We start from the raw sequence: 12,297 nt of genomic DNA on the forward strand, positions 1-12,297 counted from the left end.
CCATTGTCGAATTGATTTATTCTAACCTAAAAATTCCATTTTAATCACTTATAAGATCACTCATCTTTACTGGTTAGTGGGAGAGAAACACTAAACCTCGCTCCTCCCATTGGGCTGTCACCGACAGTCACTTCTCCTTCGTGCTTTTCGACAATTTTTTTGACAATGGCCAGTCCTAAACCTACGCCGCCTGAATCTCTTGAACGACTGGGGTCGAGGCGAGTAAAAGCTTCGAAAATTCGTTCACGCTTGCCGGGAGGTATGCCTATCCCGTCATCGTCAATAACCACGGTGATTTGCTCTTCGTCTCCATGCAAAGTAATGTTGACTCGGTTTTTGGCGAATCTCGCCGCATTTCTCAATAAATTGATGAATGCTCTTTCTAATAACCGTCGGTCAGCAACTAATTCGATATCGGCGAGATCATTAAGAATACAAAACTCTTGTTGGGTGTAAAGGGATTGCAGCCTGGCAGTTATGGTGGTGATTAAGTCGATTGGATAAACGGCTTCATAATTCAAAATCATTTTGCCGTGAGAAAGTCGCGAATAACTTAAAATTTCTTTGATCAAGGCTTCCAACTCATCAATAGAGTCGTGCATATCCTTAATGAGTTTACTGTCTTCCGGCGACTGGTTACTATCTTCAACCAACTCTAATGCAAAACTGAACCGTGCAATTGGGCTCCTCAACTCGTGCGCAACCGCGTGCATTAAATCTCTTTGGTCGTTAATGATCTGATGGTTAGTTTGCTCAATATCTTGAATGTAATTATCAAGAACGATGAGTTTTTTCGCGATTATTTGTAGTACATCCTGAACGCCCAGCATCTCATGAGATAAGTGCTGTCGTTCCACTAAGCTGGATATTGCGTATTCTATTTTTTTGCTTTTTAATCTGAATAGATAAAAGTGAATGCCTGCAGTGATCCCATTGACTAATATGATGAGGAAAATAAAAAACGGTTGGTAGGAAGTTGTTTCCATGTAGAGCGGATCGAGCGGCCCAATTTCTACAATTTGCTTTTCGTCAATCTTGACATAGGCACTTGGGCCCATGCCAGAATAGAGGTCGATAATATAATCAGATTTATTCAACTCTGACAGAATATCAGGGTCAACCTGCAACTCTTCTAGTGCCCATATTTGCGATGGAATATTTTGTTGGCTTGCCCACCGATTAATGATCGAGGTCTTATCTTTCAGGATACTCTCACTCGATTGGTCACCATTAGTTTCCCTGGCAACACTGCTGCTGGAAAGCTCACTTCGTAAGTCGAGCGAATATTGGCGAAGCTGATCTCGAGATTCCGTTAAATAGTTTGACTCCAGGCTAGAGAGATAATAATTATCATAGGTAAATATCAGTATGTAATTGACAAGCGCAAAAGACAAAAAGATTTTTATATAATGATTCATAGACGAATTGAATTAATCGGCTAATATATAGCCCTGACCTCTAACGGTTTTTATTAGTTCGGGATGTTTCGGATCATCGCCGAGTTTTTTTCTTAATCTTGACACGCGAATGTCGATATTTCTATCAAGCCCATCATATTCCAGTCGAAATATTTTTTTATGTAATTCTTCACGATCGGTAATTTGACCTTTTTGTTCGGCGAGCAGCCATAACAGGTCAAATTCAGCAGCCGTTAATTCAATCTCCCTGGTGTTAACCCAGACTTGCCTTTTCCCGGCGTCAATTTTTAATCGCCCCGCTAAAATGAGCTGTTCGTTTTCGCTGAGATTATTTTCTATTCTTTGCAATGAAATTCTCCTCAAGTGAGCACGAATATGCGCCAGAAGAACTCGTGGTTTGATTGGTTTTCCCAGATAGCCATCAGCCCCCATTTCAAGACCGGCCACCTCATCAATATCGTCATTGAGCGCTGTTAACATCAGAATTGGGCCAGGATAAGAATCTCTGAGCTTGCGACAAACGCTCAGCCCATCTAGCCCGGGTAACATGATATCCAGAATGATTAATTGAGGCGCGTGTTCAGATACTGCTTCGATCGCATGAAGCCCATTCACTTCATGGTGTACTTGAAATCCATTCTTGGTTAAAAAAGTAATCACCAGTTCTGCGAGTTTAACGTCATCTTCAACGAGTAAGATTGGCGTCGGTACTTCTTCTGACTGGTTTGGCTGATTGTCCTGTTGCATATTCTCTAATTAAATACCGCTATATTGTGTTTCATAGGCACCTTTATTAAACGTGTCAGTTCTAAAGGTGTTCGTTATTACTAATTGTGACACTCGTTCTCTAATCGCTGGATCGATTTGAAATTGAATGGTTTTTACAAAAGGATTGCTCCTGCACTGATCCTGCTTCAATCGAATGACCGAGATGTTGGCAATACCAAGCTTGATATGATTATAGTCCAGTTCAAAGTGACTTGTTTTAGTGCATCCAAAACTCAAGACTTTAACCTCTAACTGATCTGCAGAAGTGTTAATTCCATATAAAATCGCTTCTCGGCTCTGATAAACTTCTGCGTTTTTTGAGGTCGAATCTGAGGCTGTGGTGCACATCCCACAAACGAAAAAGAGAATCATAATTAATGATATGCGTCGCATCTTTTTCCCAGTTAAAAAAGCGGCAAAATATTCTCAGGAATATATTTGCCGCAATCATTATCAGGTTAGGAGGGTGATCCGTTTTCCTGATAACAACAGGCAAACTAAGTGTAATCTGCCTGAACTATCACTGCTATGTGCATAGTTTGGCCCCCCCAGGGCACAATCAATGCTGGTCTATTATTACTGGAAGCCTATGTAGCTTCCGTTTGAGTTTTGTAGCTTTATGTAACAATCAGAAGTTTTCTAATTACTCTGTTGGTGCGGCGTGTTGGTTTCTGGCGGGTTTGAAGATAAGAATCTTACCTTCTATTTTGATAGAGAAGCTCAAAGTTGAGCCAATTCAAGTTGGGCTCTGTGATACAAAGCCCAGCGCCAAACTTTGCAAAAATTGGGTTCGCAAACTTCTAATTTAAGAAGCTTTTTCCTTACCGATTTGGGAAAGTTCGTCGGCTTGTTGACGAGATATTTTGTGAATCGACTTAATAAAACACCTCTGCTCAGGAAATGTGAGCGGAAAAATCGAGTCAAATTTAGCGTTGAGAGAGTTTCCTCTGGGTTCAACGCCGATCCCGTTAGAAAAATGTAAGTCAATACAGCTATTTTTCAGAGTGATCAAATAAGGCTTGTTAAGTGCGGTCGAAAGTATCAAATGCTCTTTATTCAGATAGCGCCAGCCGTAAAATTTAAAAGCGGTGATCCTGTTGAGTTCATCAAGCTTGTTTTTGTCGATATATTCTTTATAAGCGACTGATTTTTCTGCATTTGACATGGTGGCTGTGGCGCAGGCGGACAATCCTGCTATTAGTGGGAGTAGTAAAATCAGGCGGTATAAAAGGCGTTTTGAAGAAAAAGTAGTCATTTCAGATGACCTCCCGTTTTAGTGAGGCAAATTCAAGCTGAACCCTAACGGATGCTGCCGAGTAAGGCACATTATTCTTTAGATGGCCTTACTCGCAGATAGTTCACAACGATTGTAACACCGTTGGATGAAAGGCTGACTCAACAGGCGCTGGCGACTCGGTGCAATCAGGCGACCCCGAGTCTCCATTAACTGATGCTTCAGATTAAAGTTGTGAGAGCACGTATTCCGCTTTAGAAACCTCGAATTGCTTTGGTTCTTCAACAAAAACTGCTCGCACCTGATTGTTTTCGATGATCATGGCAAATCGCTTACAGCGCTGTCCCATGCCGGCTGCGGAAGCATCCAGTTCCAAACCTAGCGCCTTACTAAAGTCACCATTGCCATCGGCGAGCATTGTAATTGCTTCTGCATTGCTGGCATCTCCCCAGGCTTTCATCACGAAAGCGTCATTCACTGACATACAAATAATCTGGTCGACGCCCTTGTTTTTCAATTCGTCAGCCTGAACAACAAAGCCGGGTAAGTGAGCCTGAGAGCAAGTAGGGGTGAATGCGCCTGGTACGCCGAAAAGTACCGTTTTACCTGATTCAAACAGCTCGTAGGTACTGATGTCGCTAGTTTCACCGTTCTTGACGATTTTAACGTCAACCGCTGGAATTGTGTCATTTGCTTGAATGGTCATTGCTCTGAATCCTTATATTTAGGTTAATAAATTAGGTTGAATGATTAGGCTAAATGCTTGGTTAAGTTGTGACTGCGAAAACCACCTAAGAATAAAGAGTTTATCATGACGATTAATCATTAGAATGACTATTTATTTTTGCCTGGTTTGTTACTTATTTGATTTGTTATTGTGATTTGAGATTTCTGCTGTGTGTTGCGGATGTAAGCGCCCGTTACCTACCTGTTACCTATTACTCGTTATTCTATTTGCTTAGTGGAGAGTTGAACCTGTCCCAATTATTCCGAGCAGCAATGGAGACAATATACAATGAGTAGATCTCAACCGAACGATAAATCGAGAAGTTTTAAGCAACAGTTGGCGAGTTTTGTTTCAATTGGACTGTTATGCCTTACCGGCTGTGCAGGTGGTGGCGGTGGCACAGATTCTAGTACGACGCCTCCGCCGCCAACGGCGACCAACACTGCCACTGTCTACAAAAATGGCAATATCTACACTGTTAATCCTGAGCAGCCATGGGCTGAGGCAATTGTTATCGACAAAGGCAAGATCACCTTTGTTGGTAGTAGTGCTGATGCGGCTCAATTTGAAGTGAATGGTGCCAAAATAATCGACTTGGCCGGCAAGATGGTGATGCCGGGTATGCACGATGTACACATTCACCCACTTGAATCGGGCTCCGATAACTCCAGTTTTGTACTTAACACTGAAGAAAACGACCCTGAAAAGTTTATTCCAGCCATTCGACAAGCGTCGCAAAATAATCCTGGCTCTGATTGGCTTATTGGATACGGTCATAGCGTTTTTACGTTGTTAGATGCGAAACGCCGACCGCTTGAAATTCTCGATGAAGCCGTATCGGACCGCCCAGTAATAATCATGGAGCAAACTTCTCATTCCATGTGGGTTAACTCGAAGGCACTTGAATTAGCGGGGATCAATAAAGATTCTGCAGATCCCGTCGGCGGCGTGATCATGAAAGATAAAACTACCGGAGAACCTAACGGTATCTTGATCGACAATGCTGGTAATATCGTCATGGATATCGCTATGGCGCCAACTGAAAGCAGTTTAAAAAATGATTATGATGGCCTGGTTAATTTTACCTTACCTGAACTCGCAAAAGTCGGACTCACTTCAATCGCGGATGCTCGGGCCTATTGGAAACGAGACCACCATAAAACCTGGCGGAAAGTTGAACAGGAAAAAAAGCTAACCGCGAGAGTCGTACTAGGGCTTTGGGCGTACCCGATGGAAGAAGATACTTCACAAATTGAAATGTTAAAGTCTCTTTATAGTAACGACGAAAATAGTTTACTGCGAATTAATCAGATAAAGTTTTATAGTGACGGTATTCCGTCTAATACAACAGCAGCAATGCACACGCCCTATCAGTTTGATTTACTAGGGCTCCCCGGTAACCGAGGACTCAATTATTTTACTGAGCAAAGGCTTGCTGACTATCTCAAGCAATTAGAGCCGACCGGGTTTGATTTTCATATTCACGCGATCGGCGAACGAGGTATTTTTGAAGCGCTTAACGCAATCGAAAAGTCTGGAACCGCAAATGGCAGGCACAGACTAACCCATTTAGAAATTGTTGATCCAAATGATTATGCACGCTTTGCAGCGTTAAATGTTACCGCTGATTGTCAGGTTGCAGGTGAGTTTACCAATCCAGAACACTGGGGCGAACTTGCTGAATTTATTGGGTCTGACAAAGCGAATAATCTGGTTCCACTTAGAGGATTGAAAGATGCCGGTGCACGGGTAACATTAAGCAGCGATTGGAGTGTTAGTGCTTTTAATCCGTTTATCGGATTACAACATGCAATAACTCGAACACCGCAAAATCTTTCTCTGGAAGAGGCGATTCGAGCTTACACTATTGATTCTGCGTATGTCATGCGTCAGGAAAATAAAGTTGGAACTATTGAGGTAGGGAAAGAAGCAGATATTATTGTGATTAACCAAAACCTGTTTCAAATTGAGCCGAATAAAGTGAATCAAACTAAAGTTTTGCAAACGCTTTTAGCGGGCAAAGAAGTGTACCGTGATGCTTCATTTTAATTAAAATTAACCTGATAATGCCAACCTCAGGTTGGCATTTTTTTATACAGACAAGACCTACACGCCCTAATTCAGATATGAGTCGATGTTAACTTTTCTACTGTTTTTATTCGCTTCTTTCACAGCTGCCAGAATTTTGTCTAACTGAGAACGGTCTAAGTATTTTCCCTTGGTGATTACCGAATTAATCGTTCTGGTGTTGCTAATATTTTCCAACGGATTTTTGTTTAGCAAAACCAGATCGGCGCGAAATCCACTTTCAATAATACCTGCATTAGTTCCCATCCACTTGGCTGGCGCCAAGGTCGCTGAATGAAGAACTTGCGCATTACTCAGTCCTAATTCATGAAGTGTTTCTAATTCATAGTGAAGTGAAAAACCGGCTATCATCCCACAGGCTCCGAGTGCATCAGTACCAGCAGTTATCACTACATCATGGCGTACCAGGGCCTGAGTGATGATAGCAATTGCTTTGTTATAGGTTTGAAAATAGATTTCCGATTCAAGTTTGCTTTCAGGATCGGTATTGTGTGGGTTCTCATAAGAATTACTACCCGGTAAGCATCCTCTTGAAACAATGGAGCCTTCAAGCCAGCCAGGGTTTTGGTATTCCAGTTCGATGCTTTTAAGGAAATCGGCCAGGTTAAAATCTTGTTGTGGTATCGTCTTATGTAGCCAAACTGTAGAAGCCAATGCGATATCGTTTTGCTTAAATTTGACTGCGATGGAATCCGCAAGCGCGCTGACTTGCTCAAGAAAGGCTTGGCTATTTTTGGAATATACTCCGCCAAATTCAACCAACAAGTTATGGGTAATCGAGTCAATATGACCCAGTTGAGATTGCCCTGAACGGTACAAATCGTCCAATTGTAATCCGACGGGCAAGTGACCAATCACCGGGATTTTTTGTTTTTGCGCCTCGTCGTTGATTGCGTAATAAATATCAGCATCAATGTCAGAACTTAATTTGATTGCGTCGTAACCCATTAACTTAAATTTCTTAACCGCTTGACGTACCGAGTCTGTATCGAAAAAGTTTTGGTGCCTTTTTTCGAATAGGCTTCTAATTGTCGGGTAAATGCCTTGTAAGCTGTTAATTTTGGGCGACGCAATAAAAATACCGGGGCCGATGGCACCATTTCTGATGTCTTGACGGTAATCAAAATGCTGCTCCATGCCCGTCATTTCGCCGATTTGAGTAATGCCGTTAGCGATATACAGTAAGAAATCATTTTTACTTTTTTTGATGTGGACATGTGAATCAACCAGGCCGGGTATCAGGAATTTTCCTTCACCGTCAATAACGTGATAGCGCTCCGGAATTACCAGGTTTTGATCAACGGAAACAATGGTGTCATCGTTAATCAATACAGTTTGGTTAGGCCGCATTGATTGTGAATCAGCAGAAAGCACGCTGACATTGGTTATCGCCAGGTCGCCTGAAATCGTTTTAAACTGTGTGACGTCAACAACTTCCGTGTTACCGCCTAACATATGATCGATTTCAGACCGGAAAAGCAGATAAGTTGCGGCAGTCAATATAATCGTCAGGATTAAAGTGCCTATGGCCAATTTTTTTACAATTGATTTCATAATTTTCTCTACAATTTGTTTTCTTCTAGCAATGACTGAATTTTGTTTTTAAGGTCTTTGTCTGATGTTGAAGTCATCAGTTTTACCAAAGGTTGCGTATCGCCAGGTTTGCCCTCGCTGAGAAACTGTAATTGAGCTATCCTGAAATTAACCCAATCTTTCGATATTAACCTGTTTTCAGCCGGTATTGCGGCATATTGCGCGATACTCCTTAAGCCAAGTTGAAGGTGTGATTTTGACTCTGCTGCCAGTTTGCCGATTTGATACAATCGCATGTCGGCAAAATCCGGCTCATTGCCATCATTGTTTAATTCAATGGAGATTAGTTCTTTGAGGGCAGATTCATAATGCCCCTGGTTGGATAGCATCATTGCAAAATCAAACTTGAACCTCCCAATATCAATCGTTGATGTGGAGTTCAATGCATCTCGATAAAGGCCAATGGCTTCCTCGACTTTTTTGTTTTTGAGAAGATCGGGCACTTCAAAAGAGAATGCAGCTCTTTTATCAATTAGACGCAGTTTGTTAATCAGTTCCGGAATTGCATCCTTATCACCGCCGGCCATCACAGGCGCTTGCTGGTGAAATCTGATTAGGCCAATCAATGATGGTTGGTGGCTGTTATCTATTTCTAGTGCCCGGGTAAAATAGCGCTTGGCATCTTTTGCGTAGCCAAGCTTGCTAAATATGCTCGCCGACTGTGCTTGCTTTGCAGCAATTCTGGCGGCGATAAATAAATGCTCTGGGTTATCTGAAGATGCTTTTAGGACTTCAGTCACATAATCTTCGGCATCGTCTAATTGATTGGTATAAAAAGCGATTCTAGCTAATCCAAACAACGCTTGGGTTTTAAACGATTGATCATTCTCTATTTTTTTAAATAAATGCAGTGCTTGTTCATATTGTTGGTTTTCCAAAGCGGCTTCCGCCTGGTTAAGGGGGGTCTCATTAGCCCTAAGCGTTGTAGTAGAGCTAAAAATAGTGAGTAGCAAGATACCTGTCGCCAGGTGCCACTGAATAGTTAGTGGCCTATTTTTTTCACCAGTGATATTAAATAAAATCAGTAAATTCTTTATCATTAACTACCTTCCTCAGTATTGAAAAATGATCGTCGTATTCGCAAAAGCCTGCTAAATCATAAGGATTTAGCGCCAACAGACCTCTCAAACGACGCTTTGATAGTAATTTTTTAGAAAAATAGGCTTTTTCAGGTGCTTAATGCTGGCTTGAATGTCTTTAATTTAACCAGCCAGAAGAATATATAGATCAAGCCGAAAACGGTGGGGATAAACCAATTGTAGTAACCGGAGAGTATATTTTGAGCGACAAAAAATGCTGTTACCGCCGCGGTGTAGCCCCCCAACATTTTAGATATATGTAGGACTAACCACTTTCTTTTGATATTTTGAGGTTGATTGAACAAGATTAAATCAATCAAGCCGAATGCGATACCGATTGAACCAAAGACGGTCCGTAAAGGGTAAAATTCGCCGTCTAGAACCACTGAATATAACATGATGACCAGACTGACTGATATTACGCTGTAGGCGAGTATCCGGTCGATCAATAACTGGTGTTCAGACCGTTTGAAGGCAAGACTTCGTCTGCCGCCAATTAAAAAATACAGGCTCAAGACGCCAATTTGAAACAAGGAAGGGCTGACATGGTTTGGCATCATTGACACCAGGAGGGTGAGAGATACTGATACCGTCATCGAAATATAGAATAGTTTCCCAGTCAACCTATGTAGCGGGCTGCCTTTTTTTGATATTAAGGCAATGCCACCGATAACAAAGGCCAGGCTCCCTAAAATAACGTGCACGACTATCAAAGCGTTAACACCACGAAATTCAAAAAATAGCATCAGCAAGATTGATGCGATCAAGGCTAATGATGTAGCAGTTACAAACAGGTTTTTATCGCTTATGTTTTTCATGGTTTTTCTCATAACAAAAAAACTCAACATAGCGATTACGAGTCGTTCTTACCTCTTAGAATAAGTTTTGAGAGTTTCTTTTTGTGAGTCTCTGCTGATGAGAGCTTGGTGAAACCTGGGCCGCATGTTGCAATAGACTTAACCTGGGGTTTCATTTTCAGGCACTTGGGTTTAAGATGAACACGAATTAGGAAAATTAGTTTTTATGATGTCTTTTTCATTTTTTGACGTTCTATTAATGATAGGGATAACCCAAGGTCTGGTGGCGGTCCCACTACTACTTTTTGCTCGAGACAAGCGATTAAGTAACGTATTTTTGGCGTTGGCTATTCTGTCATTTTGTCTACTATTTTTTAAAATATTAATAAATTTTACCGGTCTGGCGCGTGACGTTCCGTTTCGTTATTTCCCTAATGCTTTTGAATTAGCGACTGCGCCACTGTTTTACTTCTATGTTGTTGCGTTGACGAAGAAAGGTTTTACATGGAAGTGGAAATTTATTAAGCATTTCATTCCATTTATTATCGCTCAATTTTATGCGTTTTTTATATACGGGTCAGTTTACACTTACCCAACTGCCGTCATACAAGATGAGGTTGCTCATCAACTCTATTACAAATTATTCAAAGAAATAGAAGATTGGGCGATAGTTGTTTCTATTTTGAGCTACCTTTATTTGGGCTATCGAAGATTTATTGCTTTCCAACAGCAGGTAAGAAACAGCACCGCTGATAGCGCTTACCCGACACTTAGCTGGTTACGAAACATTCTTGTTTTGAGTATCGTATTGTGGCTGTTTCTTTTATCAAATATGACTCTCAGCCGTTTAACTGACCTTGAAATGCACACCGACCTGCATTGGAAAGTCTATTTTGTCTACATTGCGTCGATCACTTATTATCTTAGTTTTATGGCCTATCGCCAACAGGCACCGGATCTCGATCAAATTTATCCATCAGAATTAAAATCTGCTAATAAAAAGGCTTCATGTGCTGAAACGGAAAAGTTGGCCAATAGTTTTCGTCACTTGCTAGAGCAACAGAAAATCTACCTGGAGCCTACACTTAACATTCGACAGGTTGCTGAGCGACTTGATGTGAGTCAGTCCAATTTTTCGCAAGTGGTTAATACGCATTTTGATAAAAGCTTTCGAGAATTAATCAATGAGTATCGTATCGAAGATGTAAAAGAAAAATTACTCGATAGACAAAGTAAGGTATCTATTTTGTCTTTAGCACTTGAGTCGGGCTTTAATTCCGAGGCAAGTTTTTATCGAGTCTTCAAGAATAAAACCGGGGTTTCACCGAAAGAGTTTATCAATCAAAATGCCACGACAGTTTGAGCACTCGTCTCGACGCTGCTGATTAATCTGTTCTTATCCCAAGCTCAGGCTGATTAAGTTGTCATCACTACTTGATTTCGACCATATTCCTTCGCTTGATAGAGTGCGTTGTCGGCTCTATCAATGGCTTTCTCAACGTCAGAATTATCATCTTCTATAAATACCACACCAAAACTGGCAGATACATTAATTTCTAATTCGTCGAAAAAAATCGTATGGTTTTCGATTATTTTCCTCAATCGTTCCGCAACATTACTCGCTTCATTAAACTCGATGCGGCCAAGTAAAATAACAAATTCTTCGCCACCTAACCGACCCAGCAAATCCTCGTGTTTAATATGAGTTTTTACCTGATCAACGGTTTCAATTAACACCTGATCACCGGCAGCGTGACCATATTTGTCATTAATCGATTTAAACTTGTCGATATCCATTAGGACAATGCAAACATGTTGAGATCTTTTTAACATATTGGTGATTTTTTTCTGTGCCTGTTCGTAAAAGCCTCGACGATTCAAACATCGAGTTAAGGGATCTGTCATTGCTAACGTCTTCATATTTTCCGAAAGATCCGAAGCCAGCATAAAAACAACAAATAAACCCATCGCCGTAAACGCTGCAGGCATGGTGACAAAATTCAGATAAATGTATAACTCTCGAAAAAATGGATTGAGTTCTGCGCCTTGTAACAAGGCAAAAGTTGCTGCCATAAATTGAAAGATAGAAAGTAGGATGTAAGATATTGAAGCACCCAAGTCGGCTGGCGGACTCTTCTCTCGATACTTTAGTATGACGATTCCTACAATGAATAAAATGATTGCATTGTGATAAATATATAGAGACATACTTAAGCCAGTATGGTTATTTACGGCAGTAAAATAGTAGGTGAGAATCAATAGTACTATGGTACTAGAAAAGAAATATTTGATATTTAAGCGAGAGCGAGTTCTGAGGAAGTGCCCCCAGCTTCCGATAACAACCGACAACATTGAAAGGCTGCACACAATCATCCAATACAGAATATGGGGCTTGATGTCTTCGCTAAAAACGTTAAAGACACGTTGAATAACGATAATCAGAAATGTAATCGACCAAAGCAAAATATACTTTTTTCTACCCATCGTATACCAGGCCATAAGAAAAATAAGCGCAAGCGTTAGACTCGTGAAGATGACGGTGAGCTGGGCAAAAAGCACTGAATTCATTTTAATACATCGATAAGAAGGCGTA

The 12,297-nt window shown here is 41.1% G+C and carries 11 protein-coding genes; 2 read left to right on the plus strand and 9 right to left on the minus strand.

Annotated features, from left to right (window positions below; translation table 11 throughout):
- Positions 1 to 56: 56 nt before the first annotated feature.
- From FLL46_RS03825 to FLL46_RS03845, 5 genes are all read right to left on the minus strand, one after another.
- Positions 57 to 1,418, minus strand: a complete 1,362-nt coding sequence (locus FLL46_RS03825; RefSeq protein ID WP_142892119.1) for a sensor histidine kinase — start codon at positions 1,416 to 1,418, stop codon at positions 57 to 59.
- Between the two features lie 12 nt (positions 1,419 to 1,430).
- On the minus strand, positions 1,431 to 2,165 hold the full coding sequence (locus tag FLL46_RS03830) for a response regulator (protein WP_142892120.1): 735 nt from the start codon (positions 2,163 to 2,165) through the stop codon (positions 1,431 to 1,433).
- Positions 2,166 to 2,174: 9 nt separating this feature from the next.
- Positions 2,175 to 2,579 carry a hypothetical protein gene (locus FLL46_RS03835; protein ID WP_142892121.1) on the minus strand — a complete coding sequence of 135 codons (405 nt, stop codon included), beginning with the start codon at positions 2,577 to 2,579 and terminating at the stop codon, positions 2,175 to 2,177.
- A gap of 412 nt (positions 2,580 to 2,991) precedes the next feature.
- The gene (locus FLL46_RS03840) at positions 2,992 to 3,441 is read right to left on the minus strand and encodes a DUF6491 family protein (RefSeq protein WP_142892122.1); all 450 of its coding nucleotides are present in this window, start codon (positions 3,439 to 3,441) and stop codon (positions 2,992 to 2,994) included.
- 205 nt (positions 3,442 to 3,646) lie between these two features.
- Positions 3,647 to 4,126 (minus strand): peroxiredoxin, encoded by a 480-nt coding sequence (locus tag FLL46_RS03845; protein WP_142892123.1) that lies wholly within the window; start codon positions 4,124 to 4,126, stop codon positions 3,647 to 3,649.
- Positions 4,127 to 4,435: 309 nt separating this feature from the next.
- On the opposite strand from FLL46_RS03845, the gene FLL46_RS03850 reads away from it, so the two are divergent.
- Positions 4,436 to 6,196, plus strand: a complete 1,761-nt coding sequence (locus tag FLL46_RS03850; RefSeq protein ID WP_142892124.1) for an amidohydrolase — start codon at positions 4,436 to 4,438, stop codon at positions 6,194 to 6,196.
- A gap of 66 nt (positions 6,197 to 6,262) precedes the next feature.
- Here the strand turns inward: FLL46_RS03850 and FLL46_RS03855 are convergent, their stop codons facing one another.
- The 3 genes from FLL46_RS03855 to FLL46_RS03865 all read right to left on the minus strand — a co-directional run bounded on the left by FLL46_RS03855 (position 6,263) and on the right by FLL46_RS03865 (position 9,725).
- Positions 6,263 to 7,789, minus strand: a complete 1,527-nt coding sequence (locus tag FLL46_RS03855) for an amidohydrolase family protein (protein WP_142892125.1) — start codon at positions 7,787 to 7,789, stop codon at positions 6,263 to 6,265.
- Positions 7,790 to 7,797: 8 nt separating this feature from the next.
- Positions 7,798 to 8,868 carry a tetratricopeptide repeat protein gene (locus FLL46_RS03860; protein WP_142892126.1) on the minus strand — a complete coding sequence of 357 codons (1,071 nt, stop codon included), beginning with the start codon at positions 8,866 to 8,868 and terminating at the stop codon, positions 7,798 to 7,800.
- A 128-nt stretch (positions 8,869 to 8,996) separates the two neighbouring features.
- On the minus strand, positions 8,997 to 9,725 hold the full coding sequence (locus FLL46_RS03865) for a DUF2306 domain-containing protein (RefSeq protein ID WP_142892127.1): 729 nt from the start codon (positions 9,723 to 9,725) through the stop codon (positions 8,997 to 8,999).
- Positions 9,726 to 9,930: 205 nt separating this feature from the next.
- Between FLL46_RS03865 and FLL46_RS03870 the strand changes: the two genes are divergently transcribed.
- Positions 9,931 to 11,067 (plus strand): helix-turn-helix domain-containing protein, encoded by a 1,137-nt coding sequence (locus FLL46_RS03870; RefSeq protein ID WP_142892128.1) that lies wholly within the window; start codon positions 9,931 to 9,933, stop codon positions 11,065 to 11,067.
- A 53-nt stretch (positions 11,068 to 11,120) separates the two neighbouring features.
- Here the strand turns inward: FLL46_RS03870 and FLL46_RS03875 are convergent, their stop codons facing one another.
- On the minus strand, positions 11,121 to 12,272 hold the full coding sequence (locus tag FLL46_RS03875; RefSeq protein ID WP_142892129.1) for a GGDEF domain-containing protein: 1,152 nt from the start codon (positions 12,270 to 12,272) through the stop codon (positions 11,121 to 11,123).
- Positions 12,273 to 12,297: the final 25 nt, after the last annotated feature.

The sequence above is a fragment of the Aliikangiella coralliicola genome (genome assembly GCF_007004725.1).
Lineage (GTDB): Bacteria > Pseudomonadota > Gammaproteobacteria > Enterobacterales > Kangiellaceae > Aliikangiella > Aliikangiella coralliicola.

Bases quoted from the DNA above. Each gene is read 5' to 3' on its own strand.
- FLL46_RS03825 (WP_142892119.1), bottom strand. From the start codon at position 1,418: ATGAATCATTATATAAAAATCTTTTTGTCTTTTGCGCTTGTCAATTAC.
- FLL46_RS03830 (WP_142892120.1), bottom strand. From the start codon at position 2,165: ATGCAACAGGACAATCAGCCAAACCAGTCAGAAGAAGTACCGACGCCA.
- FLL46_RS03835 (WP_142892121.1), bottom strand. From the start codon at position 2,579: ATGCGACGCATATCATTAATTATGATTCTCTTTTTCGTTTGTGGGATG.
- FLL46_RS03840 (WP_142892122.1), bottom strand. From the start codon at position 3,441: ATGACTACTTTTTCTTCAAAACGCCTTTTATACCGCCTGATTTTACTA.
- FLL46_RS03845 (WP_142892123.1), bottom strand. From the start codon at position 4,126: ATGACCATTCAAGCAAATGACACAATTCCAGCGGTTGACGTTAAAATC.
- FLL46_RS03850 (WP_142892124.1), top strand. From the start codon at position 4,436: ATGAGTAGATCTCAACCGAACGATAAATCGAGAAGTTTTAAGCAACAG.
- FLL46_RS03855 (WP_142892125.1), bottom strand. From the start codon at position 7,789: ATGAAATCAATTGTAAAAAAATTGGCCATAGGCACTTTAATCCTGACG.
- FLL46_RS03860 (WP_142892126.1), bottom strand. From the start codon at position 8,868: ATGATAAAGAATTTACTGATTTTATTTAATATCACTGGTGAAAAAAAT.
- FLL46_RS03865 (WP_142892127.1), bottom strand. From the start codon at position 9,725: ATGAAAAACATAAGCGATAAAAACCTGTTTGTAACTGCTACATCATTA.
- FLL46_RS03870 (WP_142892128.1), top strand. From the start codon at position 9,931: ATGATGTCTTTTTCATTTTTTGACGTTCTATTAATGATAGGGATAACC.
- FLL46_RS03875 (WP_142892129.1), bottom strand. From the start codon at position 12,272: ATGAATTCAGTGCTTTTTGCCCAGCTCACCGTCATCTTCACGAGTCTA.